The sequence below is a fragment of the Mesorhizobium sp. M0166 genome (genome assembly GCF_040322255.1).
Lineage (GTDB): Bacteria > Pseudomonadota > Alphaproteobacteria > Rhizobiales > Rhizobiaceae > Mesorhizobium.
Genome location: NZ_JAMYTD010000015.1, coordinates 17743 through 42982 on the forward strand (window position 1 = coordinate 17743; position 25240 = coordinate 42982).

The 25240-nt window shown below is 62.6% G+C and carries 23 protein-coding genes and 1 pseudogene; 19 read left to right on the forward strand and 5 right to left on the reverse strand.

Annotation, left to right across the window (positions count from 1 at the left end):
* The first annotated feature begins 1 nt into the window (after window position 1).
* From NKJ46_RS17535 to NKJ46_RS17545, 3 genes are all read left to right on the forward strand, one after another.
* Window positions 2-523, forward strand: coding sequence for an RNA pyrophosphohydrolase (locus tag NKJ46_RS17535; protein ID WP_352666098.1), 522 nt, complete (start codon window positions 2-4; stop codon window positions 521-523).
* Window positions 524-552: 29 nt separating this feature from the next.
* A complete protein-coding gene (alr, locus tag NKJ46_RS17540; RefSeq protein WP_352666099.1) occupies window positions 553-1704 on the forward strand; it encodes an alanine racemase in 1152 nt (383 codons plus the stop codon).
* Window positions 1705-1770: 66 nt separating this feature from the next.
* Window positions 1771-3099 carry a D-amino acid dehydrogenase gene (locus NKJ46_RS17545; RefSeq protein WP_352666238.1) on the forward strand — a complete coding sequence of 443 codons (1329 nt, stop codon included), beginning with the start codon at window positions 1771-1773 and terminating at the stop codon, window positions 3097-3099.
* A 38-nt stretch (window positions 3100-3137) separates the two neighbouring features.
* On the opposite strand, the gene NKJ46_RS17550 is transcribed toward NKJ46_RS17545, so the two are convergent.
* Window positions 3138-4019 (reverse strand): LysR family transcriptional regulator, encoded by an 882-nt coding sequence (locus NKJ46_RS17550; RefSeq protein WP_352666100.1) that lies wholly within the window; start codon window positions 4017-4019, stop codon window positions 3138-3140.
* Between the two features lie 379 nt (window positions 4020-4398).
* On the opposite strand from NKJ46_RS17550, the gene NKJ46_RS17555 reads away from it, so the two are divergent.
* The 3 genes from NKJ46_RS17555 to NKJ46_RS17565 all read left to right on the forward strand — a co-directional run bounded on the left by NKJ46_RS17555 (window position 4399) and on the right by NKJ46_RS17565 (window position 7214).
* Window positions 4399-5895, forward strand: coding sequence for a CoA-acylating methylmalonate-semialdehyde dehydrogenase (locus tag NKJ46_RS17555; protein WP_352666101.1), 1497 nt, complete (start codon window positions 4399-4401; stop codon window positions 5893-5895).
* A gap of 402 nt (window positions 5896-6297) precedes the next feature.
* Window positions 6298-6594, forward strand: coding sequence for a hypothetical protein (locus NKJ46_RS17560; protein ID WP_352450871.1), 297 nt, complete (start codon window positions 6298-6300; stop codon window positions 6592-6594).
* 305 nt (window positions 6595-6899) lie between these two features.
* The gene (locus tag NKJ46_RS17565) at window positions 6900-7214 is read left to right on the forward strand and encodes a hypothetical protein (protein WP_352465658.1); all 315 of its coding nucleotides are present in this window, start codon (window positions 6900-6902) and stop codon (window positions 7212-7214) included.
* A 14-nt stretch (window positions 7215-7228) separates the two neighbouring features.
* On the opposite strand, the gene NKJ46_RS17570 is transcribed toward NKJ46_RS17565, so the two are convergent.
* On the reverse strand, window positions 7229-7819 hold the full coding sequence (locus tag NKJ46_RS17570; RefSeq protein WP_502895519.1) for a GntR family transcriptional regulator: 591 nt from the start codon (window positions 7817-7819) through the stop codon (window positions 7229-7231).
* 166 nt (window positions 7820-7985) lie between these two features.
* Between NKJ46_RS17570 and NKJ46_RS17575 the strand changes: the two genes are divergently transcribed.
* The 13 genes and pseudogenes from NKJ46_RS17575 to NKJ46_RS17635 all read left to right on the forward strand — a co-directional run bounded on the left by NKJ46_RS17575 (window position 7986) and on the right by NKJ46_RS17635 (window position 22702).
* The gene (locus NKJ46_RS17575; protein ID WP_352666102.1) at window positions 7986-8879 is read left to right on the forward strand and encodes a dihydrodipicolinate synthase family protein; all 894 of its coding nucleotides are present in this window, start codon (window positions 7986-7988) and stop codon (window positions 8877-8879) included.
* Window positions 8880-8927: 48 nt separating this feature from the next.
* Window positions 8928-10178, forward strand: coding sequence for an NAD(P)/FAD-dependent oxidoreductase (locus tag NKJ46_RS17580; protein ID WP_352666103.1), 1251 nt, complete (start codon window positions 8928-8930; stop codon window positions 10176-10178).
* Between the two features lie 28 nt (window positions 10179-10206).
* On the forward strand, window positions 10207-11208 hold the full coding sequence (locus NKJ46_RS17585; RefSeq protein WP_352666104.1) for a 4-hydroxyproline epimerase: 1002 nt from the start codon (window positions 10207-10209) through the stop codon (window positions 11206-11208).
* A gap of 335 nt (window positions 11209-11543) precedes the next feature.
* Window positions 11544-12446 carry a branched-chain amino acid ABC transporter permease gene (locus NKJ46_RS17590; RefSeq protein WP_352666105.1) on the forward strand — a complete coding sequence of 301 codons (903 nt, stop codon included), beginning with the start codon at window positions 11544-11546 and terminating at the stop codon, window positions 12444-12446.
* Between the two features lie 4 nt (window positions 12447-12450).
* Window positions 12451-14079, forward strand: a complete 1629-nt coding sequence (gene livM, locus NKJ46_RS17595) for a high-affinity branched-chain amino acid ABC transporter permease LivM (RefSeq protein WP_352666106.1) — start codon at window positions 12451-12453, stop codon at window positions 14077-14079.
* Window positions 14079-15215: pseudogene (locus NKJ46_RS17600) on the forward strand (ABC transporter ATP-binding protein); the annotation flags it as partial. The gene livM and the pseudogene NKJ46_RS17600, both read left to right, overlap by 1 nt.
* An 8-nt stretch (window positions 15216-15223) precedes the next feature.
* A complete protein-coding gene (locus NKJ46_RS17605; protein WP_254816420.1) occupies window positions 15224-15952 on the forward strand; it encodes an ABC transporter ATP-binding protein in 729 nt (242 codons plus the stop codon).
* A gap of 30 nt (window positions 15953-15982) precedes the next feature.
* Window positions 15983-16330 carry a DUF6867 family protein gene (locus NKJ46_RS17610; RefSeq protein ID WP_254816421.1) on the forward strand — a complete coding sequence of 116 codons (348 nt, stop codon included), beginning with the start codon at window positions 15983-15985 and terminating at the stop codon, window positions 16328-16330.
* 138 nt (window positions 16331-16468) lie between these two features.
* Entirely contained in the window at window positions 16469-17599 is a 1131-nt protein-coding gene (locus NKJ46_RS17615) for a branched-chain amino acid ABC transporter substrate-binding protein (protein ID WP_352666107.1), read from the forward strand.
* Window positions 17600-17830: 231 nt separating this feature from the next.
* Window positions 17831-21289 carry a pyruvate carboxylase gene (pyc, locus tag NKJ46_RS17620; RefSeq protein WP_352666108.1) on the forward strand — a complete coding sequence of 1153 codons (3459 nt, stop codon included), beginning with the start codon at window positions 17831-17833 and terminating at the stop codon, window positions 21287-21289.
* Window positions 21290-21564: 275 nt separating this feature from the next.
* Complete coding sequence (locus NKJ46_RS17625; protein WP_023719653.1) at window positions 21565-21825, forward strand: DUF2312 domain-containing protein; 261 nt, start codon at window positions 21565-21567, stop codon at window positions 21823-21825.
* A 51-nt stretch (window positions 21826-21876) separates the two neighbouring features.
* Entirely contained in the window at window positions 21877-22317 is a 441-nt protein-coding gene (locus NKJ46_RS17630; RefSeq protein WP_352666109.1) for a hypothetical protein, read from the forward strand.
* A 70-nt stretch (window positions 22318-22387) separates the two neighbouring features.
* Complete coding sequence (locus tag NKJ46_RS17635; protein ID WP_352666110.1) at window positions 22388-22702, forward strand: hypothetical protein; 315 nt, start codon at window positions 22388-22390, stop codon at window positions 22700-22702.
* Window positions 22703-22705: 3 nt separating this feature from the next.
* Here NKJ46_RS17635 and msrB read toward each other — a convergent pair whose 3' ends face one another.
* The 3 genes from msrB to NKJ46_RS17650 all read right to left on the reverse strand — a co-directional run bounded on the left by msrB (window position 22706) and on the right by NKJ46_RS17650 (window position 25233).
* Window positions 22706-23110: a peptide-methionine (R)-S-oxide reductase MsrB gene (gene msrB, locus NKJ46_RS17640; RefSeq protein ID WP_287151808.1), complete on the reverse strand. Its 405-nt coding sequence runs from the start codon at window positions 23108-23110 to the stop codon at window positions 22706-22708.
* Between the two features lie 110 nt (window positions 23111-23220).
* Complete coding sequence (locus NKJ46_RS17645; RefSeq protein WP_352666112.1) at window positions 23221-24042, reverse strand: MBL fold metallo-hydrolase; 822 nt, start codon at window positions 24040-24042, stop codon at window positions 23221-23223.
* Window positions 24043-25233: a vWA domain-containing protein gene (locus tag NKJ46_RS17650; protein WP_352666114.1), complete on the reverse strand. Its 1191-nt coding sequence runs from the start codon at window positions 25231-25233 to the stop codon at window positions 24043-24045.
* Between the last annotated feature and the right edge of the window lie 7 nt (window positions 25234-25240).

Consider the following 25240-nt stretch of genomic DNA (forward strand, 5'->3'; position numbering starts at 1 on the left):
GATGGCAAAGAACAAGCTCGTTGACCCCGAGACGCTACCCTACCGGCCCTGCGTAGGGGTGATGGTCCTCAATGGCGACGGCCTGGTCTGGGTCGGCCGTCGCATTGCCGAGCCGGACAGCGAATTCGCTGGAACGACGCAGCTCTGGCAGATGCCGCAGGGCGGCATCGACAATGGCGAGGAGCCGCTGCCCGCGGCGGAGCGCGAGCTCTACGAAGAGACCGGCATGCGCTCGGTGTCGCTGCTGGCCGAGGCGCCGCACTGGATCAACTACGATCTGCCGGCGCATCTGGTCGGCGTCGCCTTCAAGGGACGATATCGCGGCCAGACGCAGAAATGGTTTGCCTTCCGTTTCCACGGCGACGAAAGCGAGATCGAGATCAATCCGCCGCCGGGTGGCCACAATGCGGAGTTCGACCGGTGGGCGTGGCGGCCGATGCTGGAATTGCCGGGTCTGATCGTGCCGTTCAAGCGCAAGGTCTACGAGGACGTGGTGGCAGCGTTCCGGCACCTGGTGGCGTAGCCGCCGGCCTTCCGCTAAAACAGGTCGGCATGAACGATATCTCCAGCAAATCTCTTCCGCTGACCGTCACCCTGGGCGAACCGATCAGCGAAGCCGCGGCGGGGGCGATCCTGACCATCGATCTCGGCGCCGTCCGTGAGAACTACCGGCGGCTGAAGGCGCGGCTGGACGGCGTCGGCTGTGCTGGAGTGGTCAAGGCCGACGGTTACGGGATTGGCGCGGCGCCGGTAGCCGCCGCACTGATGGCTGAGGGCTGTAATACTTTCTTTGTTGCGCATTTGGCCGGCGGCATCTTGCTGCGCAAGGCGCTCGGCTCAGACCCGGCCATTTATGTGCTGAACGGCATTCCGCCGGGTGCGGAAACGGAAGCGGTTGCGGCAGGGCTTTGCACCGTCGTCAACAGCGCCAGCCAACTCGCGGCATGGCGCGAGATGGCCGGGCGGGTGGGCCGTAAGTTGCCGGCCGCCGTCCAGGTCGACAGCGGCATGTCGCGGCTCGGCATGACGCCGTCCGAGGTGAAAGCCGTGGCGCACGATCCGCAGGCCTTCGACGGTGTCGAACTGACATTCATGATGAGCCATCTCGCCTGCGCCGACGAACCCGAGCAACCGGCCAACGAGCGGCAGCGGCTGGAATTCGAACGGCTGCGCCGGATGCTGCCGGAGGCGCCGGCTTCGCTTGCCAATTCATCGGGCATTTTTCTCGGGCAGCGCTATCACTACGACCTCGTCCGTCCGGGTGCCGCTCTCTATGGCATCAATCCGACGCCGGCGAAGGACAATCCGATGCTGCCGGTGGTGCGATTGCAAGCCAAGGTCATCCAGACGCGGATATTGGAGGCCGGCGCCGGTGTCGGCTACGGCCACACTTTCCATGCTAAGACCCCGCTTGCCGCGGCGACCATTTCGCTCGGCTATGGCGATGGCTGGCATCGACGCGCCGCTTCTGTCGCCTGGTTCGAAAATGTGCGGCTGCCCTTCGTCGGCCGGATTTCGATGGATACGATCATCCTCGACATTTCCGCACTGCCGCCCGGCAGGCTGCAGGCCGGCGACCTCGTCGAACTCATCGGGCCGTCGTCGCAGACGGTGGACCAAGTAGCCGGCCAGGCCGGCACCATCGGCTATGAGGTCTTGACCAGCCTCGGCCACCGTTTCCACCGGCGCTATGTGAATGGCTAGGACGCAAGCTTGTTGTCCTCACGCATGTCTTTTCCCTAAGCATCGGCACTTGGCTGACGCCACAGAATCCGGCAGACAGAAGGCGGCGATGATCCCGCTCTCGAATCCCGACGAGGTGCCGCCGCGGAGAACCAAACGATGAAGATCTTCGTGCTGGGCGGCGGCGTGGTCGGGGTCACCACCGCCTATTTTCTTGCCGAGGCCGGCCATCAGGTGACGGTGATCGATCGCCAGAAAGGCCCGGCGCTGGAAACCAGCTTTGCCAATGCCGGCGAGATCTCGCCCGGCTATGCCTCGCCCTGGGCCGGGCCCGGCGTTCCGCTGAAGGCCATCAAATGGCTTTTGATGAAGCACGGTCCACTGGTGGTGCGACCGGCCCTCGATCCGCATATGTGGATATGGCTGGTCAAGATGCTGCGCAATTGCACGGCTGAACGCTACGCGCTGAACAAGGCGCGCATGGTGCCGCTGGCCGAGTACAGTCGCGACACGCTGAAGGCGCTGCGCGAGGCGACCGGCATCGCCTACGACGAGCGCGCCAAGGGCACGCTGCAGCTCTTCCGAACGCAAAAGCAGCTCGACGGCGTCGGCGGCGATGTCGAGGTGCTGAAGACCTATGGCGTCCCCTACGAGGTCCTCGACCCCGACGGCTGCATTGCGGCCGAGCCTGGGCTGGCCGGCGTGCGCGAAAAATTCGTCGGTGGCCTGCGGTTGCCGGGCGACGAAACCGGCGACTGCAAGATGTTCACCGACAGGCTTGCCGAGCTTTGCGCGGCACGCGGCGTCACCTTCGAATACGACACGGAGATACGGCGCGTCGTCAAGAAGCGCGATCGCATCACCAATATCAGCACCAGCAAGGGCTGGATGGTCGCTGATGCCTATGTGATGGCGATGGGCAGCTATTCGGCGTGGTTCATGCGCATGCTGAAGCGGCCCATCCCGGTCTATCCGGTCAAGGGCTATTCGATCACCCTGCCGATCAAGGACGCCGCCGCCGCACCCGTCTCGACCGTGATGGACGAGAGCTACAAGGTAGCGATCACCCGGCTCGGCGACCGTATCCGGGTCGGCGGCACAGCGGAGATTTCCGGCTTCGACCTGCGGCTGCACGAATCGCGGCGGCGCACGCTCGAACATTCGGTCGGCGACCTGTTTCCGGGCAGCGGCGACATGCGGTCGGCGACCTTCTGGTGCGGGCTGCGGCCGATGACACCGGACGGGCCGCCGCTGATCGGCCGCACAGATTTCTCCAATCTCTATCTCAATACCGGCCATGGCACACTCGGCTGGACCATGGCCTGCGGCTCGGCCAAGGTTCTGGCCGACATCATCTCCAGCCGGGTGCCAGACATCGACGTCGGCGATCTCGGGCCGGGACGATACGCCAAGTAAGACCCCAGCAGCCTAAGACAGCCAGCGGCCGATAGGCTTCACGCGAACAAACCCCTGTCCCGTTCGACGGCCTTGGTGATGAAGCTCGAGACGATCTGGACGCGGCGCAGCGGCCTGACCGATTCATGATAGACCAGCCAGTAGGCGCGGCGGATGGGTGCGACGATATCGAGGGGCACCAGCTCCGGCATCGAGCGGGCAACGAAGGTGTGCAGTATGCCGATGCCGGCACCGGAACGCACCGCTTCGGCCTGGCCGAGCGCTGAGGAAATGGCGAAGCTGGTGCGCCAGTCGGCGCTGAATTCGGCCGCGTAGTCGAGCGAGGGACTGACGATCAGGTCCGGCACGTAGCCGATCAGCGTATGCTGGCCTAGCTCGGCGGCGGTTCCGGGCAGGCCATGCGTGTCGGCATAGGCCCGCGACGCGAACAGGCCGAGCGTGTAGTCGACCAGCTTTCCCGCCACCAGGCGGCCTTCCGTCGGCCGTTCGACGGTGATGGCAATGTCGGCCTCGCGCCGGGACAAAGAGAAGGAGCGTGGCACCGGCACGAGCTGGATGGTGAGCTCACGGTGTAGAGCGGTCAGCGCGCCGAGGCGCCTGGCCAAGAAGGCGACGCCAAAACCGTCCGGCGCGCCGATGCGCACGGTGCCCGAGACGTCGTCGCCTTCGCCTGAAACAGTCGAGCGCGCGGCGATCATGTCGCCCTCCATGCGTTCGGCGATCTCGAGGAAACGCTCGCCCGCCGGCGTCAGCTCGCTGCCGGTGGTAAGCCGGCGAAACAGTTTTGTCCTGAGCGCATCCTCGAGGGCGGCAATGCGGCGCGAGACGGTCGCGTGATTAAGCTCCAGCCGCCTGGCAGCGCCCAGGATCTGGCCGGCCCGCGCCACGGCAAGGAAGATGCGGGCATCATCCCAGTTCATCGGGATGGTCCGGATGATAACGATTACAGCAGCGCTCTACGGCGCCCCCCTCTGTCCTGCCGGGCATCTCCCCCACTTGGGGGGAGATCGGCCGGCCGCTCCGGCGGCGACTTTCTTGCAACGTTGCTGGTTGGCGAAAGCGGATATGACAGCCGATCTCCCCCCAAGTGGGGGAGATGTCCGGCAGGACAGAGGGGGGCGCGAAGAAACTCAATTTCTCAATCCCATGGCGTACACCGCACATCTCTACCATTTGCGCGATTTAATGCACAGGCACCGCTCGCACTCTATTTTCTGCACAACGGTTGCGTTTTCGCTCGCGTTGCCATCGCTCCCGCAAAGGCGGACAATGCCTCATCACGAACCAGGGAGAGAGATCATGATCGAATACGGTCATTTCATCGGCGGCAAGCGCGTCGCCGGAACCAGCGGCCGCAAGCAGGACGTCATGCAGCCGATGGATGGCACAGTGCGCGGCACGGTGGCGTTGGCGTCGCAGGCGGAATTGCGCGCGGCGGTCGAAAACGCCAAGGCGGCACAGCCTGGCTGGACGGCGACCAATCCGCAGCGGCGCGTACGCGTCCTGATGCGGTTTCTCGAGCTGGTCGCCAAGGAGTATGACGCGCTAGCCGAGATATTGGCGCGCGAACACGGCAAGACCATCGCCGACGCCAAGGGCGACATCCAGCGCGGCCTCGAAGTGGTCGAGGTCTGCATCGGTGCGCCGCATATGATGAAGGGCGAGTTCACCGATGGCGCCGGCCCCGGCATCGACGTCTATTCGATGCGCCAGCCGCTCGGCGTCGTCGCCGGCATCACGCCGTTCAATTTTCCGGCGATGATCCCGCTGTGGAAGATCGCGCCGGCCATCGCCTGCGGCAATGCCTTCATTCTCAAGCCGTCCGAGCGCGATCCGGGCGTGCCGATGCGGATTGCCGAACTGTTCATCGAGGCCGGCCTGCCTGCCGGCATCCTTAACGTCGTCAACGGCGACAAGGAAGTGGTCGACGCCATCCTCGACGATCCCGACATCAAGGCTATCGGATTCGTCGGCTCGACACCGATCGCCCAGTACATCTATTCGCGCGGCTGCGCGGCCGGCAAGCGCGTGCAGTGCTTCGGCGGCGCCAAGAATCACATGATCATCATGCCGGATGCCGACATGGACCAGACCGTCGACGCGCTGATCGGCGCCGGCTACGGCTCGGCCGGCGAGCGCTGCATGGCGATCTCGGTGGCCGTCCCGGTCGGCAACGACACCGCCAACCGGCTGATGGAAAGACTGGTGCCGCGCGTCGAGAGCCTGAAGGTCGGTCCGTCGACGGATTCTTCCGCCGATTTCGGCCCGCTGGTCACGGCGCAGGCGCTGGAGCGGGTCAAGGGTTATGTCGATATCGGAGTCAAGGAAGGTGCCAAGCTGGTCGTCGACGGCCGCGGCTTTTCCATGCAGGGCTACGAGAACGGCTACTACATGGGCGGCTGCCTGTTCGACAACGTGACCGCCGACATGCGCATCTACAAGGAAGAGATCTTCGGGCCGGTGCTGTCGGTGGTGCGCGCGCCAACCTACGAGAACGCCATCAAGCTCGCCAACGAGCACGAAATGGGCAATGGCGTCGCCATCTTCACCCGCGACGGCGATGCGGCGCGCGACTTCGCCTCACGGGTCCAGGTCGGCATGGTCGGCATCAATGTGCCGATCCCGGTGCCGATCGCCTACTACACCTTTGGCGGCTGGAAGGCGTCCTCCTTCGGTGACCTCAACCAGCACGGGCCGGACGCGTTCCGCTTCTACACCAAGACAAAGACGGTAACGTCGCGCTGGCCGTCCGGCGTGAAGGATGGCGCCGAGTTCGTCATCCCGACGATGAATTAGCCGGACGGTTCTCTGTCTGTGCGTCCTCGCCTTCGGCTTCGGGCGCGCGGGCGGCGTGAAGGATGGTGCCGAGTTCGTCATCCCGACGATGAATTAGCCGGACGGTTCTCTGTCTGTGCGTCCTTGCCTTCGGCTTCGGGCGCGCGGGCGGCGTGAAGGATGGTGCCGAGTTCGTCATCCCGACGATGAACTGATCCAAATCGCGGAAAGCAGACAAGGCCCGGGCACCAAGCTCGGGCCTTTTTGTCGCGGTCTTCATCGGCATGAACACTAATGTGATGGAACCAAGAAGGCAGCAATCTTCTTAGGTTGCAGTCCTGCCGCGAAGGACACGCTGGCAGATCAACCAACGGCGCTGGTGACGGCTCCGGGGGATATCGTCCGGCGCAAAGGAGGTGTCAGATGACACGTCTCATGGCGACTATAGCTTGCGCTGCGATGGCGCTTTCCGCCGTCCCGGCAATGGCTGCCGAGCAATGTGCGGCACGCGCCGATATGGTCAAGGCGCTCGGCGAGAAGTTTCATGAAAACCCTAGCGCGGTCGGCGTCGTCAATCCGAATGTGGTGCTTGAAGTCTTCGTTTCCGACAAAGGCACATGGACCATCCTCGCCAGCGACACAAAAGGTCAAAGCTGCGTGATTTCAGTCGGCGAAGGCTGGGAGAGCGCGATGACGATAGCGGCGCTGCCAGGCACCTGAAGTAGGCCTTTCCTATTCACCTGGCCGCAGCCTCGGCACGGTAGCCGGGCAGCGGCCTTATTCTCGGCGACCTTGAAACGGATCTCCCCGCGCCCGCTTAAGGCGCGCATCGCTTGCTATTTTTCGTGAGCGATACCATATATCGAACATAGCGAGAACATCCAGAATCGTTCCCGCTGACGGCAGACCGGAACACGGAAAGGAGCGACGCGATGATGACGTCGGAACCGGCCTGGATCGCTCCGGCAAAATGAGGCCGTCAATCACCTCCCTTTGCCGGATCGTGATGGCAAAGGAGGTGCCCTATGGCACGCAAATCGCTGTTAGGATGGGTGAAGACCGTAGCTTTTGCTGGCTTATTCGCGGTGGGTACGAATGCCGCAAGCGCCCAATATCAATACTGCGTTGAACATGGCGCCCTCGTCGCCCACCTGACTGAGAATTTCCAGGAAAAACAGTTTGCTCTCGGACTGATCGGTCAGGAGGCGGTCATGGAAGTTTTTGTCGCCGATAGCGGAAGCTGGACGGTCATCGTGACCGACGTCGCCGGCAGAAGCTGCATTGTCGCAGCCGGCGAAAATTGGGAAAGCGTAGAGGCCCTGCCCGGCCAAAACTCATGAGGGAGCGGGCGGCGTCAGCGCGTAGCCGCTGCCTCAGCGTGGCCGCGCAGCAGCGCCATCAGCCGCTTGGCGTCCTTGGCCGCGGCCTCTTCGTCGCCGGCGAGGATCGAGCGGATCAGCGCGACGTGGTGCTCGGCGGATTCGGCCAAGCCGGTGTCGGCCTTGTAGCGAAACCAGAAGCGGCGGCTGTGGGTTTGCAAGGGCGCCGCCAGGCGCGCGGCGAACGGGTTGTCGGCAGCCAGCGCCAGCGCTTCGTCGAGCGCCTTGTCGGCCTGGATGAAGTAAAACACATTTTCCGAAATCACCGCCTTTTGCATGGCAAGGGCAGCGTCATGAAACAGGTCGGCGGCCTCGCGGGTGACGAAGCGGGCGGCCGAGCGGGCAAGCACCACCTCGACGCCACGGCGGGCGTCGAGGACACGCAGCCAGTCGCCGGGGTGAAGCGGCGCGATGGCGATGCCGGCGCGCGGCCGGACCTCAAGCAGCCCCTCCCAGGCCAGCCGCTGGATCGCTTCGCGAACCGGGGTGCGGCCGAGGCCGAGCCTGTCGATCAGCGCCCCCTCGGTGATGAAGCTCGCCGGCGCCAGTTCGAGCGTTACGATCATGTGCTCGAGCCTGCGGTAGGCCTTCGCAGTTGCCGGCTCGGAGCCCGGGCTGTCATATACCAATGCGGCATCTCCTGATATATTGTTGATATATCATAGCGGATTCAATGTTGACAGCCGGCTTCTTAAGAAATATACGACTGATATATCAGATGGAGCGATCGACATGTGGGCCGGAGTCTTCCCCGCCGTTACGACCAAATTCACCGAGGACGACAGCCTCGACCACGCCGAGATGGAGCGCTGCTTTGCGCTGCAGATGGAGGCCGGCTGTGACGGCATCATCGTCTGCGGCTCGCTTGGCGAAGGCCCGATGCTGTCGCATGACGAGAAGATCGCGGTGCTGAAGACCGCGCAGAAGGTCGCCGGCAAGAAGCCGGTGCTGTTGACGGTCAACGAGGCCGGTACACGCGAGGCGGCGGCGATCGCGCGCCGCGCCGCCAAGGAAGGCGCCAATGGTTTGATGGTGGTGCCGAGCCCGATCTACCATACCAATGCCGAGGAGACGGTCGCGGCACTCAGCGCCGTCGCCGCGGCCGGTGATCTGCCGGTGATGATCTACTCCAACCGGCTTGCTTATCGCGTCGACGTCACTGTCGACCAGATGGAGGAGTTGGCGAAAGACCAGCGCTTCGTTGCCATCAAGGAGTCCTCCGACGACATCCGCCGCTCGACCGAGATCATCAACCGTCTCGGCGATCGCTACGACCTGTTCACCGGCGTCGATAATCTTGCCTTCGAGGCGCTGTCGGTCGGCGCCATCGGCTGGGTGGCGGGCCTGGTCACCGCGTTCCCGCGCGAGACCGTCGCGATCTACCAGCTGATGAGGCAGGGCCGCCGCGAGGAGGCATTGAAGATCTACCGCTGGTTCCGGCCGCTGCTCGACCTCGACGTCTCGACCTATCTGGTGCAGAACATCAAGCTCGCCGAAGTCTTGGCGATCAACACCAACGACCGCGTGCGCATGCCGCGCCAGCCATTGTCGGGCGAGCGGCGCAAGACAGTCGAAAAGATCGTCAGGGATGCGCTGGCGGTGCGGCCAGAGCTGCCGGCATTCTGATCCAGTCGCTTTGATGGCATTTGCAGATGTGCAGCGCGGCGCATGGCAATGAATGACAATGCTACGCTCGATGTCGCCATCATTGGTGGCGGCATTATCGGCATCTGTGCCGCCGCCTTTCTGGCCGAGGCGGGCCGAAACGTCACGATCTTCGATCGGACAGGGATATGCGAGGAGACCAGTTCCGGCAATGCCGCCGCCTTTGCCTTCTCCGACGTGCTGCCGCTGGCCCACAAGGGCATGATCAGGCAGTTGCCGAAATGGCTCGCCGACCCGCTCGGCCCGCTCAGCATTCCGCCCGCCTATCTGCCGAAGCTGCTGCCCTGGCTGGTCCGCTTCTGGCGTGCCGGCCGAAGCGACCGCTATGAAGCCGGCCTTGCCGCGCAGGCCGGGATGATGAAGCTCGCCGAGGCGGAATGGATGGGCTTGCTCGACCGTTCCGGCACACGGCCGATGCTGCACGAGGACGGCTCGCTCGAACTCTACGAAAGCGAGGCCGAGTTCAAGGCTTCGCTGCCCGGCTGGGCGGCACGGCAGCGCTTCGGCATCGGCTTCAGCCATGTCGAGGGTAGGGCTCTCACAGCCCTGCAGCCCGGCCTGTCGCCGCGCTTCGTCAAGGGAACGTTCGTGCCGGGGTGGAAAACCGTCGCCGATCCCAAGCTGCTTGGAAAGGCCTTGTGGGCCTATGCCGAGGGGTTGGGCGCCGGGTTCGAAAAGGCCCGGATCGAGCGTGTCGAGGCGGGACAGGACGGCGCGATCCTGACCGCGGCCGACGGCACGAGGCGACGGGCGAAGCACGTCGTCATTGCTGCCGGGGCCTGGTCGCATCTGCTGGCGAGACATCTCGGCGACGGCATCCCGCTGGAGACCGAGCGTGGCTACAACACGACGTTGCCGAAGACTGCCTTCGACGTAAGGCGGCAATTGATCTTTTCCGGGCATGGCTTCGTCATCACGCCGCTCGAGACGGGCTTGCGCGTTGGCGGCGCTGTCGAGCTCGGCGGCCTAGAGAGGCCGCCCAATTATGCGCGCTCGAAAGCGCTGCTCGAAAAGGCGCAGAAATTCCTGCCGGGGCTGGATCCGGCCAATGGCCGCGAATGGATGGGCTTCCGACCGTCGCTGCCGGATTCGCTGCCGGTGATCGGGCGGTCGCAACAAACGCCGTCGGTTGTGTATGGTTTCGGCCATGGTCACCTCGGCCTGACCCAGGCCGCGGCGACCGGGCGCTTGATCCGCGAACTTGTTCTCGGGCAGAGTCCATCGCTCGATCTCGGCCCGTTCAGCCCGCAACGGTTTTGAGTTCGAAGACATTCAGTTGGGAGCCGGCATGGCCAAGAATTCCTTCTTCTGCATAGACGGCCACACCTGCGGCAATCCGGTGCGGCTGGTCGCCGGCGGTGGGCCTTTGCTCAAGGGCTCGACGATGATGGAGCGGCGAGCGCATTTCCTGGCCGAATATGACTGGATTCGCACCGGCCTGATGTTCGAGCCGCGCGGCCATGACGTGATGTCCGGCTCGATCCTCTATCCACCGACGCGCGAGGATTGCGACATCGCCATCCTGTTCATCGAAACCTCGGGCTGCCTGCCGATGTGCGGCCATGGCACCATCGGCACGGTAACTTTTGCGGTCGAGCATGGGCTGATCAAGCCGAAGACACCGGGCGTGCTCAGGCTGGATACGCCGGCGGGCGTGGTCGTAGCCGAGTACAGCCAAGTCGGCGACTATGTCGAGGAGGTTCGCATTACCAATGTGCCGTCCTTCCTCTACGCCGAGGGACTGACGGTCGAGTGCCCCGGGCTCGGCGAAATCAGCGTCGATGTCGCCTATGGCGGCAATTTCTACGCCATCGTCGAACCGCAAAAGAACTATCGCGACATGGCCGAGCATTCGGCCGGCGACCTGATCGCCTGGAGCCCGGTGGTGCGGCAACGGCTCAACGAAAAATATACCTTCGTGCATCCGGAGAATCCCGGCATCAACAAGCTGTCGCACATATTGTGGACCGGCGCGCCGACCAACCCGCAAGCCGATGCCCGGAACGCCGTCTTCTATGGCGACAAGGCAATCGACCGGTCGCCCTGCGGCACCGGCACCTCGGCGCGCATGGCGCAGCTTCACGCCAAGGGCAAGCTTGGGGTTGGCGAGGACTTCGTCCATGAATCGATCATCGGGTCGCTGTTCAAGGGCAGGGTGGAGAAAGAGGTCACCGTCGCCGGCAACCCGGCAATCATTCCGTCGATCGGCGGCTGGGCGCGGATGACCGGATTGAACACGATCTTCATCGACGACCGCGACCCGTTCGCGCACGGCTTCGTCGTCAAATAGGGAAATTACTGACGCAAGGGAAAGAAAGAGAGCGCAAACGAATTGCGATCGATCACGCAACGATCCCGCTCATCAACTTATTTTGACGCCGATTTCTTCGAAATAGAGCGCATGCTGCGATTGAATCGTCAAAGACATTGCGTTAGGCCAATGGTAGGGTTCGCGATGGTCCAGGGGTCGGACGGGAACAAAACGGGCAATCGGACGGCGTGCGGCGAAAACACGCATAATGATCGAAAAATCACGTTGCAATCCGGGCTCGAAACTTTACGACTAGGGGAAATACGAAAAGGAATGCGTCTGCATGGGCGACATTCCAGGGGAGCCACGACAGCATGCAGTACTTTGTCCAGCAGCTTATCAATGGGCTGACGCTGGGATCGATCTATGGGCTGATAGCGATCGGCTATACGATGGTCTACGGCATCATCGGCATGATCAATTTCGCCCATGGCGACATTTTTATGATCGGCGCTTTCACCGCGCTCATCGTTTTCCTTATCCTCGGTGCATTGTTCTATTCGCTGCCGATCGTCATTGCGCTGCTGATCATGATGATCGTCGCGATGCTGCTGACCAGCCTGTATAACTGGACGATCGAGAAGGTGGCCTACCGGCCTTTGCGCGGTTCATTCCGGCTGGCGCCGCTGATCACCGCGATCGGCATGTCGATTGCGCTGTCCAATTTCGTCCAGGTGACGCAAGGGCCGCGCAACAAGCCGGTCCCGCCAATGGTGTCCAAGGTCTACAACATCGAAGGCATCAGCGTCTCGCTGAAGCAGATCATCATCGTCCTGGTCACCATAGTCCTGCTGGCGTTGTTCTGGTACCTGGTCAACAAGACTTCGCTCGGCCGGGCGCAGCGCGCCTGCGAGCAGGACCGCAAGATGGCCGCACTGCTTGGCATCGACGTCGACCGCACCATCTCGATCACCTTCATCATGGGCGCCGCCCTTGCCGCCGTCGCCGGCACTTTGTTCCTGATGTACTACGGTGTGGTGGTGTTTTCCGACGGCTTTACGCCCGGTGTGAAGGCATTTACTGCCGCGGTGCTCGGCGGCATCGGCTCACTGCCCGGCGCCGTGCTCGGCGGGCTGATGATTGGCTTCATCGAAAGCATGTGGTCGGCTTATTTCTCGATCGATTACAAGGACGTCGCCGCCTTCTCCATCCTGGCGATCGTACTGATCTTCCTGCCTTCCGGCATTCTCGGCCGGCCAGAAGTCGAAAAGGTCTGAGATCATGGCGGTTACCGTATCTCCGGAAAGCACCGTCGTCGCCACCCCGGTCCAGCGCGCTTTTCGCGAAGCGCTCTATGCCGGCGCCATCGCGCTCGGCCTGTTCGTCCTGTTCATCGGCCTGAAGACCGACCAGAACATTTCCAACGAACTGATCCTCGTGCAGCGCTGGGGCTTGCTCGCCGGCGTCGTGATCGCCACCATGGCCGGACGCTTCCTTTACGTCGCCTATGGCCAACCCTTCCTGGCGAACCAGAAGATCGTCGACGTCGCCACCGGCCTGCTGCCGGTCAGCCTGGCTTCGCGATTCTTCCGCCTTCCCGCGTTCATCGTGGCGCTCGCCGTCGCCGTCATTCTGCTCGCGCTCAGTGGCTTCCTGACCGAGGCCTTAGGGCCGGAAATTTCCGATTTTGTGCGGTTCCTGCGGGCGCTCGCAATCATCTATGCGCTGGCGTGGCTGATTTATCGTTTCCGGGCCTTCATTCATGCTCATTTCTCGGCATTGGGCATAACCGCACTGGCGCTCTACCCGATCGTCGTGGTGTTGGTGCTGGCGCTATATGCCGGGTCCATGGCGGTCGGTTTCCAGGGTTCGCTGAAGTATGTCGACAATTTCGGCATCCAGATCCTGATCTACGTGATGCTGGCCTGGGGGTTGAATATCGTTATTGGTTTGGCCGGCCTGCTCGACCTCGGCTATGTCGCCTTCTACGCCGTCGGTGCCTATGCTTATGCGCTGCTCGGCACGCATTTCGGCCTTTCCTTCTGGATCCTGCTGCCCGCCGCCGGCCTGATGGCCGCATTCTGGGGCGTGATGCTGGGCTTCCCTGTGCTGCGCCTGCGCGGTGACTATCTGGCGATCGTGACGCTCGCTTTCGGCGAGATCATAAGGCTGGTGATCATCAACTGGCGCGAAGTGACCAACGGCTCGGCCGGGATTTCCGGCATCCCGAAGGTCTCTTTCTTCGGCCTGATGTCGTTCAACGTCTCCGACCCGAACTACATCGCCAAGGTGCTCGGCATCGCGCAGTCCGGCGCCTACTACAAGATCTTCCTCTACTACCTGATCCTTGGACTCTGCCTGCTGACCGCCTTCGTCACGGTGAGGCTCAGGCGCCTGCCGGTCGGCCGCGCCTGGGAAGCGCTGCGCGAGGACGAGATCGCCTGCCGCTCGCTCGGCATCAACACCACCACCACCAAGCTCACGGCCTTTGCCACGGGCGCGATGTTCGGCGGCTTCGCCGGCTCGTTCTTCGCCGCGCGGCAAGGCTTCGTCAGCCCGGAATCCTTCGTCTTCCTGGAATCGGCGATCATCCTTGCCATCGTCGTGCTTGGCGGCATGGGCTCGCTGGTCGGCATTGCCGTCGCCGCCATGGTGATGATCGGCGGCACCGAAATCCTGCGCGAACTGGATTTCCTCAAGACCGGCCTGAGTTGGGGCAACATCAAGGTCATACCCGGGTTCGGCCCCGACTTTACGCCGGAGCTTTATCGCATGCTGTTGTTCGGCATGGCCATGGTCATCGTCATGCTGTGGAAGCCGCGTGGCTTCGTCGGCAGCCGCGAGCCGACAGCCTTCCTCAAGGTGCGCAGGGCGGTGTCCGGGTCCTTCACCAAGGAGGGACACGGCTGATGAATGCGAGCCCCTCCGTGAACGATGCCATCCTGCAGGTCGAGCATCTGTCGATGAAGTTCGGCGGTCTCATCGCCATCGGCGATTTGTCGTTCCAGGCCAAACGTGGCGAGATCACCGCGCTGATCGGTCCCAACGGCGCCGGCAAGACCACTGTGTTCAATTGCATCACCGGTTTCTACAAGCCGTCGGAAGGCATGATCACGCTCAACCGGCGCGACGGCTCGACCTTCCTGCTCGAACGCTTGCCGAACCATGAGATCCCGGCGCGTGCCAAGGTGGCGCGCACCTTCCAGAACATCCGCCTGTTCTCGGGCATGACGCTGCTGGAGAACCTTCTGGTCGCCCAGCACAACAAGCTGATGAAGGCGTCCGGCTATACTATTCTCGGCCTGTTCGGCTATAGCGGATACAGACAGGCTTCGGCGGAATCGGTTGAACTGGCCGAGCACTGGCTGGAGAAGGCCGATCTCGTCGACCGCGCCGACGATCCTGCCGGCGATCTGCCATATGGCGCGCAGCGACGGCTCGAAATTGCTCGCGCCATGTGCACCGGCCCTGAGCTTCTGTGCCTCGACGAGCCGGCTGCCGGCCTTAATCCGAAGGAATCGGCGGCACTCAATGCGCTGCTGATGGACATCAAGGACAACACCGGCACGTCGATCCTTTTGATCGAGCACGACATGGCGGTGGTCATGCAGATTTCAGACCATGTCGTCGTGCTCGAATACGGGCGCAAGATCTCCGACGGCAACCCGCAATCGGTACGCACCGACCCGCGCGTCATCGCCGCCTATCTCGGTGTCGAAGACGAGGAAGTCGAGACGGTGCTGACCGAGGTCGGTGACGAAGACGTCATCGAGCAACTGGATACCGGTCCGGATTATGCACACGGCCCGGGCACATCGTCTTCCTATCTCGCCGGACCGGTGGCCGATACGGTCGGCCATAGCGAGGGCGAACGCGTCACCGTGTCAAAGGGCGCTTCGAAAGCCGGGCAGATCGATGCAAGGTCGAGCGCTGCTGCAAAGTCCGGATCGGCCAAAGCCAAATCGGCCACGAAATCTTCCACGGCAAAGCCGGGCAAGGCTCCGGCGAAGCCGAAAACTCCCGGCACCTCTAATCGGCGCGGAGGGCGGAAATAATGGCCGGCACAACGCTGCTCGATATCAAGGGCGTCCAGACCTACTACGGCAACATCAGGGCGCTGAACGGCGTCGACGTCACCGTCAAACAGGGCGAGATCGTGGCGCTGATCGGCGCCAACGGCGCCGGCAAGTCGACACTGATGATGACCATCTTCGGTGCTCCGCGCGCTCGTGCCGGCACCATCACTTTCGCCGGCACCGATATCACCCAGATGCCGACCCACGAGATCGCGCGCATGCGTATCGCGCAGTCGCCGGAGGGCCGGCGCATCTTTCCGCGCATGACGGTGATGGAAAACCTGCAGATGGGCGCCAGCCTCGACGGTCTCAAGCATTACGACGAGGACGTCGAAAGGGTCTTCACGCTGTTCCCGCGGCTCAAGGAACGCGTCGGCCAACGAGGCGGCACACTTTCGGGCGGCGAGCAGCAGATGCTGTCGATCGGCCGCGCGCTGATGGCAAGGCCGAAGCTGCTCTTGCTGGATGAGCCGTCGCTAGGCCTGGCGCCGCTGATCGTCAAGCAGATCTTCGACGCCATTCGCGAGCTAAACCGCACGCAGGGACTGACCGTGTTCCTGGTCGAGCAGAACGCCTTCGGCGCACTGAAGCTCGCCACGCGCGGCTATGTCATGGTCAACGGCAATGTGACGATGAGCGGCACCGGCAAGGAACTGCTCGCCAATCCGGAAGTGCGCGCCGCCTATCTCGAGGGCGGCCATCACTGAGTTTCAGGAGTCTTCATCATGCAGGGCATTATGCAGGGCATTCTCTATGAGGAACCCTCGATCTGGCAGTTCTTTTTCGTCACCTGCCTGCTCGGTGGCTGGGCGGCCTGGATGACGGGCAAGGCGTGTGCCCAAACATGGCGCAGCTTCGCCCAGCTATTCGCCTATATGCTGGGGCTCGGCATCGGCGTAAGATTCATCCATCATGCGCTGTTCGGCGGAACGATGTTTTCGCTGCATTACTACGTGGTCGATACCATCGTGCTGATGATATTGGGCTTCATTGGCTACCAATACACGCGCACCAACCAGATGGTAACGCAGTATAATTGGCTTTACGAAAGAGCCTCTCTTTTGAGCTGGAAACCAAAAGGTTGACATTTATCATTAACGGCGTTTCAGGGATGAATCGGCGTGACAAGTGCCTGAAAATCGGCAAAGTACTCTTTCTGCGAGCAAGAGTGGGCATCGCATGAAAGCAACATCCACGCCCACTCGGTAAATGGGAGCGTTTCAATGAAAAAGTCACTTTTGTCCGCCGTCGCCCTGACCGCGCTTGTCGCGTTCAGCGGCAACGCGTGGGCTGACATCCTGATCGGCGTTGCCGGTCCGATCACCGGTCCGAACGCGGCGTTCGGTGCCCAACTTCAGAAGGGTGCCGAACAGGCAGTCGCCGATATCAATGCGGCGGGCGGCGTTCTTGGCCAGCAGCTCAAGCTTGAAGTCGGCGACGACGTCTCCGATCCCAAGCAAGGCATCTCGGTCGCCAACAAGTTCGTCGCCGACGGCGTCAAGTACGTCGATGGCCACTTCAACTCCGGCGTCTCGATCCCGGCCTCGGAAGTCTACGCCGAGAACGGCATCCTTGAGATCACCCCGGCCGCGACCAATCCGAAGTTGACCGAACGTGGCATGTGGAACACCTTCCGCACCTGCGGACGTGACGATCAGCAGGGCAAGGTCGCCGGCGACTATCTCGCCGCGAACTTCAAGGATGCCAAGATCGCTGTCATCCATGACAAGACGCCTTATGGCCAGGGCCTCGCCGACGAAACCAAGAAGGCGCTCGCAGCCAACGGCGTGACTGAGGCCATGTATGAAGGCATCAATGTCGGCGACAAGGATTTCTCGGCCCTCATCGCCAAGATGAAGGACGCGGGCGTCACGGTCGTCTACTATGGCGGCCTGCACACCGAAGCCGGCCTGATCATACGCCAGCTCGCCGACCAGGGCCTCAAGGCAACCTTCATGTCCGGCGACGGCATCGTGTCGAACGAATTGGCCTCCATCGCGGGCGACGCCGTCGAGGGCACGCTGATGACGTTCGCTCCGGATCCGCGCAAGAATCCGAACGCCAAGGAACTCGTCGAGAAGTTCCGTGCGGCCGGCTTCGAGCCCGAGGCCTACACCCTCTACTCCTACGCAGCGATGGAAATCATCGCGGCCGCCATTACCAAGACCGGTTCAGCCGATGACGCTCAGAAGGTAGCCGAGACCATCAAGTCGGCCGGCCCCTGGAAGACCGCGATCGGCGAGATCGGCTACGACGCGAAGGGCGATATCACCCGTCCGGACTACGTCATGTACACCTGGAAGAAGGGTGACGACGGCAAATACACCTATGTCGAGAACGCACCCGGCAAATAACCGGACGTTGCTACATGAAAATGCCCGGCGCCTCGCGCCGGGCATTTTTTATAGGAGTTTCCCGAAAGCCTGGATCGGAACTGCCCAGGCGTTCTCCGGACCGACACGCAATGTGTCAGCGTGACCGATCGAACTAAATCGGTTTAATCCCTCTTTTCGATTTTGTTTGCACTGCAGCATTTTCGCGCTAATCATGTCCGGCAGTTCCCTTCCCCGTCCGGAGCCCTGTCCTTGGCAATCTCGAAGATCCTTGTCGCCAACCGCTCCGAAATAGCCATCCGCGTCTTCCGCGCGGCCAATGAACTCGGCCTCAAAACCGTGGCGATCTGGGCAGAGGAGGACAAATACTCCCTGCATCGCTTCAAGGCCGACGAAAGCTACCAGGTCGGGCGCGGGCCGCATTTGACCAGGGATATGGGGCCGATCGAAAGCTATCTGTCGATCGAGGAGGTTATCCGCGTCGCCAGGCTTTCGGGCGCCGATGCCATCCATCCGGGTTACGGGCTGCTGTCGGAGAGCCCGGAATTCGCCGAGGCCTGTGCCAAGGCCGGCATCATCTTCATCGGACCAAAGCCCGATACGATGCGCCGGCTGGGCAACAAGGTCGCCGCCCGCAATCTCGCGATCGAAGTCGGCGTGCCGGTAATTCCCGCGACCGATCCCTTGCCGGACGACATGGCGGCGGTAAAGGAACTTGCCAAGACGATCGGCTACCCGGTGATGCTCAAGGCATCCTGGGGCGGCGGCGGCCGCGGCATGCGCGCCGTCCGCTCCGAGGCCGATCTCCCCCGCGAGGTGATGGAAGGCAAGCGTGAGGCAAAGGCGGCTTTCGGCAAGGACGAGGTCTATCTCGAAAAGCTGATCGAGCGCGCCCGCCATGTCGAGGTGCAGGTACTGGGCGACACGCATGGCAACGCCGTGCACCTGTTCGAGCGCGATTGTTCGATCCAGCGCCGCAACCAGAAAGTGGTCGAGCGGGCGCCGGCGCCGTATCTTGAAATGCCGCAGCGCGAGGAGCTTTGCGGCTATGCGCTGAGGATCGCGCGCGAAACCAGCTATATCGGCGCCGGCACGGTCGAGTTCCTCCAGGATGCCGACACCGGAAAATTCTACTTCATCGAGGTCAATCCGCGTATCCAGGTCGAGCACACCGTCACCGAACAGGTGACCGGCATCGACATCGTCAAGGCGCAGATCCATATCCTCGACGGCTTTGCCATCGGCACGGCGGAATCGGGCGTTCCGGCGCAGAAGGACATCAGGCTCAACGGTCACGCCCTGCAGTGCCGCATCACCACGGAAGATCCCGAGCATAATTTCATCCCCGACTACGGCCGCATCACCGCCTATCGCGGCGCCACCGGCTTCGGTATCCGCCTTGATGGCGGCACCGCCTATTCGGGGGCGGTCATCACCCGCTTCTACGATCCGCTGCTGGAAAAGGTAACGGCTTGGGCGCCGACGCCGGCCGAAACCATCGCCCGCATGAACCGGGCGCTGCGCGAATTCCGCATCCGCGGCGTGGCGACCAACCTCACCTTTCTCGAGGCGATCATCAATCACCCGAGCTTCGCCGACAATTCCTACACCACCAAGTTCATCGACACGACGCCGGAACTGTTCGCCAGCGTGAAACGGCAGGACCGCGCGACCAAGCTGCTCAACTATCTTGCCGACGTTTCGGTCAATGGTCATCCCGAGACGCGCGGCCGGCCGCAGCCAAAGGCCGATGCGGCGCCGCCGGTGGTGCCATATCTCAACGGCAATGTGCCGCACGGCAGCAAGCAGAAGCTCGACGTGCTCGGGCCGGAGAAATTCGCCGCGTGGATGCGCGAACAAAAAGAGGTGCTGGTCACCGACACGACAATGCGCGACGGGCATCAATCCTTGCTCGCGACGCGTGTGCGCACCTATGACATCGCCGGAATTGCCGGCACCTATGCGCGTGCTCTGCCGCAGCTTTTGTCCCTCGAATGCTGGGGCGGCGCCACATTCGACGTCGCCATGCGCTTTCTCACCGAAGACCCGTGGGAGCGGCTGTCGCTGGTGCGCGAGGCAGCACCCAACCTTCTGCTGCAGATGCTCCTGCGCGGCGCCAACGGCGTTGGCTATACCAACTATCCCGACAATGTCGTCCAGCATTTCGTCCGCCAGGCCGCTGCCGGCGGCATCGACCTGTTCCGGGTCTTCGATTGCCTGAATTGGGTCGACAACATGCGCGTCGCCATGGATGCGGTCGGCGCCGAGGGCAGACTGATCGAAGCGGCTATCTGTTATACCGGCGACATACTCGATCCGGCGCGGGCCAAATACGATCTGAAATACTATGTCGGCCTGGCCAGGGAATTGCAGGCGGCAGGCGCCCATATCATCGCCGTCAAGGATATGGCCGGGCTTTTGAAACCGGCGGCGGCCCGCGTGCTGTTCAAGGCACTGCGCGAGGCGACGGACCTGCCGATCCACTTCCACACCCACGACACATCCGGCCTGTCGGCGGCAACCGTGCTGGCGGCGGTGGAGAGCGGCGTCGACGCCATCGACGCGGCGATGGATTCGCTATCGGGCAACACCTCGCAGCCGTGCCTGGGTTCGATCGTCGAGGCGCTGAAAGGCACCGAGCGCGATCCGGGCCTCGACCCGCAATGGATCAGGAACATCTCGTTCTATTGGGAGGCGGTGCGCAATCAATACGCCGCCTTTGAAAGCGACCTGAAGGGGCCGGCATCGGAGGTCTATCTGCACGAAATGCCGGGCGGGCAGTTCACCAACCTCAAGGAACAGGCGCGCTCGCTCGGGTTGGAGACACGCTGGCACGAAGTGGCGCAGACGTATCACGACGTCAATCTGATGTTCGGCGATATCGTCAAGGTGACGCCGTCGTCCAAGGTCGTCGGCGACATGGCGCTGATGATGGTGAGCCAGGACCTGACCGTCGCCGATGTCGAGAATCCGGCGAGGGACATCGCCTTCCCGGATTCGGTGGTGTCGATGTTGCGCGGCGATCTCGGCCAGTCGCCGGGCGGCTGGCCAAAGCCATTGCAGAAGAAGGTGCTGAAGGGCGAAAAGCCGATCACGGTGCGGCCGGGCTCGCTGCTCAAACCGGCGGACCTCAAGGCCAGTCGCACGGAGGTCGAGGAAAAGCTCGAGCGCAAGCTCAGCGAGTTCGAGTTCGCGTCGTGGCTGATGTATCCGAAGGTGTTTTCGGATTTTGCCGCCGCGCAGGAGACCTACGGGCCGGTCAGCGTGCTGCCGACGCCGACCTATTTCTACGGCATGAAGCCGGAAGACGAGATTTTCGTCGATATCGAAAAAGGCAAGACGCTGGTGGTGCGCTGCCTTGCCCTGGGCGATGTCGACGAAAAGGGCATGGTCACCGTGTTCTTCGAGCTCAACGGCCAGCCGCGCCGCGTGAAGGTGCCGGACCGGGCGCATGGCGCGTCCGCTGCCAAGGCGCGGCGCAAGGCGGAGCCGGGCAACGAGGCGCATGTCGGCGCGCCGATGCCTGGCGTCGTCTCGGCGCTTGCGGTCGCTGCCGGTCAGGCGGTGAAGGCCGGCGACGTGCTGCTGTCGATCGAAGCGATGAAGATGGAAACGGCGTTGCATGCCGAACGCGACGGCACCATAGCCGAAGTGCTGGTCAAGGCCGGCGACCAGATCGATGCCAAGGATCTGCTGATCGCATTCGGGTAAGGTGTGCTGATATTCAGGTGATGCCGGCCTGCAAACGCCGGCTTCCTGCGCTTCCGGTGCTCACGTACTCAGGTACGCTCCGCTCCGGTTCTCGGCAGCCATCGTTTTCGGCTCGGCCTGACCTGAATCTCTACACACCTTAAGGCGTGCCCAACCCCTTCATGCCGCATCGATAGCACCTTGACCCGCCGCGCCCGGTCGGGCATCGAACCGCTGCAATTCGCCGCTCGGGTCCCCCCCGAGTCGCGGCGAGAAAACGACGCGGAGAGAAGAATATGGCCGACGACATCACCGAGACCAGCCAGACTGTTGCCGCCGGCCAGCTGCGCGCCTTCATCGAACGCATCGAGCGGCTCGAGGAAGAGAAGAAGACGATTGCCGACGACATCAAGGAAGTGTTCGCAGAGGCCAAGGGCACCGGCTTCGACACCAAGGCGATGCGGTCGATTATCCGGCTGCGCAAGAAGGACCAGGCCGAGCGGCAGGAAGAGGAATCCATTCTCGATCTGTACAAGGCCGCGCTTGGAATGGTGTAAGCCGGTAACAGCCTTGGGCGCCGGTTGCGGCGCCCCTCGACGGTTGGAACCATGAGCGAATTCGATTTTGGCGCCCGCCGCGCCTCTGAATTCCGCCAACGCAGCTTCTGGACGCTGTTCGCGGAACGGCATCCGGATGAAAGGGCTCTGCTGGCGAGGCGCGGACCGTGGTTCTGGCAGCGTGGGCTGCCCGATTTCGCATTGGTCATTTCAATGTATGTCGCGCCTGCGCACAATCATGTCGGCGTCTTCTTCGGCCGCAACGAGAAATTCGGTGCCACGCAAGCCTGGTCGCGGCTGAAGCCGTTCCAGCCGGCCATCGAAGACCGGCTGAAGCTCAGGCCAGAACAAAGTTGCGACGGCCTCGGCATCAATTCGATGTGGCGGGTGAATTGTTTTGCCGAGGACAATTGGCCGGCGATGACCGATTGGCTGGTGACGGAAGCCTCGCGTTTCGAGCGCGCGATTGCCGAAGTTCTGGGTCAGGAATAAAGCAGGGTTCCAGACGCAATCCTTGTGGAAGGGTTGCTCTGGTGAGCAGGGCGAGGGAGCCGGTGGATCGATGACGATCATGTCGCGCGTTGCCGCTTTCTTCCGCTCACGCTGGCTGGGCGGCGTGCCGCTCGATCGGCTGTTCTGGCGCGACCTGGTCATTGTCGGCACAGCGATCAACGTTGCGTCGTCGGTGGCGGCACTCATTCTGCTCGGGCTGAAGCTGCCGCTTGCGCTGGTCCTGGCGGTGCATTTCGCGCCGGTACCCTACAATATCTTCCTGACCTTTGCCGTTTGGCGAACTGCCGGAACATCGAGTGGCGTCAAGGCCTCGCTGATGACGCTTGGCGCCACATTGTGGCTGATCCTGGTGGTCGTGGCCTGACGATCAGGCGGCCGGCTCGAATTTGAGCGCCACGCCGTTGATGCAATAGCGCAGACCGGTCGGCGGCGGGCCGTCCTCGAAGACATGGCCGAGATGGCTGCCGCAGCGGGCACAATGGCACTCGGTGCGGACCATGCCGTAGCTGCGGTCGACGGTGGTCTCGACCGAGCCCGGCACGGGATCGTTGAAGCTCGGCCAACCGGTGCCGCTCTCGAATTTCAGCTTGGATTCAAACAAGGGCTGGTCGCAGCCGACGCAGGAGAAGGTGCCGGCGCGCTTCTCGTACAGCAGCGCGCAGCTTCCCGGCCGCTCGGTGCCGTGGTTGCGCATCACCGCATATTGCTCGGGCGTCAGCCGGGCGCGCCATTCGGCGTCGGTGCGGGTAACGGGGTAGGTGTGGCTGTCCATTTTTTCCTCTTAGCTTATGTCGCTATTTGGGTTGCCTTCCCAACTTCGCCTGAAATAGGCATTTGTTACGGCGTTTGCCCGTATTTCCAAGTCCTGCTGCGAAAAATTCCTCAGGCGATGGCCGCGAGATAGCGCGCAACCGATGATGAAAATGCCGCCTTTGCACCTCCGATGACGTTCTGGTTCCACCATGCGCCGTAGATATGGTCGAATGCGAAAGGCTCCAGCGCAGCCTTGATGCCGAGCACTTTCGTCGCGTTGAGCGGGATATAGTTCGGATAGCTGTACATGAAGCTGACATGACGGCGCGTCGGCGTCACCTGCAGTATGTCGCCGGCCAGGATGGCATTGCCGGTATCGCGCTTCCAGTGCAGCACCTGGCCACCGGCAAAGTGGCCGCCGCAGCGGATGAGCGTCAGCGACGGGTTTATGGCGCGCGTCTCGCCTTCCCAGCTGATGATCGCCGGATGCGGCCGCATGATCCATTGACGATCATCGGCGTGCAGATAAATCGGCACGCCGCCAAACGCCTCGCTCCATTCGACCATTGCCGAATAATAGTGGCAATGCGAAATGGCGATGGCGGCCAGGCCGCCCCGGCGGTTGATCTCCGCCACCGCCTCGTCGCTGACCATCGAGATGCAGTCCCACAGCACATTGCCGTGCGGCGTTTGCGCCAGCAACGCCCGCTGGCCGATGGCGAAGCGCGGCTCGATGCCGAAAGCGAGCGCGCCGGCATCATCCTTGATCACGACCCGATACCCGGCGGCGAGCTCTTCCGGCGTGGTCCAGGCCTGGCCCTCCCAGCGCACATATTGCCGCTCGTCCTCGCAGATCGGGCAATGTCGCGGCGACGTCGCTGTCGCCGCGAACTGGACACCGCATTGCAGGCAAAGGAAACAGGTCGACCGTCCTGTTTTGCGTGGATCCATTCAGTGCTTCCTTGAAAGTTGCTTCGTCGCGGCTTCGAGGCCGGCGAGCGTCAGCGGAAACATGCGGCCGCCAAAGATATCGCGGATCATGGCAATCGAATGGGTATAGCCCCAGTTCTTCTCGGCTTCGGGGTTGAGCCAAATGGCGTTCGGCCATTGCTGCAGCAGCCGGCCGAGCCAGACGGCGCCGGCCTCCTTGTTCCAGTGCTCGACCGAGCCGCCGGGTTGGGCAATCTCATAGGGGCTCATCGAGGCGTCGCCGACGACGATCACCTTGTAGTCGGGGCCATATTTATGGAGGAGATCGAAGGTCGGAATCACCTCGGCATGGCGGCGGCGATTGTCCTTCCACACCCCTTCGTAGAGGCAGTTGTGGAAGTAGAAATATTCGAGCTGGCGGAACTCGGCGCGGGCGGCCGAGAACAGCTCTTCGACACTCCTGATATGGTCGTCCATCGAGCCGCCGACATCGAAGAAAATCAGCAGCTTGACGGCATTGCGACGTTCGGGTTGTGTCTTAACGTCAAGATAACCGTGCTCGGCGGTGGCGTGGATGGTGCCGGGCAGGTCGAATTCCTCTTCGGCGCCTTCGCGCACCCAGCGGCGCAGGCGCTTCAGCGCGACCTTGATGTTGCGGGTGCCGAGTTCGACGGCGTCATCGAAATTCCTGAACTCGCGCCTGTCCCAGACTTTTACCGCGCGGCGGTTGCGGCTTTCGTGCTGGCCGATGCGCACGCCTTCGGGATTGTAGCCATAGGCGCCGAAGGGCGAGGTGCCGCCGGTGCCGATCCATTTCGAACCGCCCTGATGCCGGCCCTTTTGCTCCTCCAACCGCTTCTTCAGCGTCTCCATCAGCTTTTCGAAGCCGCCCAGCGCCTCGACCAGTTTCTTCTCCTCGTCGGTCAGGTGCTTTTCGGCGAGCCTCCGCAGCCATTCCTCCGGGATGTTTGCGACATCGACCGGGTCTTCGCCGGCCAGCGCCTCGACACCTTTAAAGATGTGCGAAAAGACCTGGTCGAAGCGGTCGATGTGGCGCTCGTCCTTCACCAGAGCGGCGCGGGCGAGATAGTAAAAGCCCTCGACATCATAGTCGACCAGCCCGGCTTCCAGCCCCTCCAGCAGCGACAGATATTCGCGGAGCGAGACTGGAACCCGCGCTGCCTTCAATTCGAGGAAGAAGGGGATGAACATCGTAGGA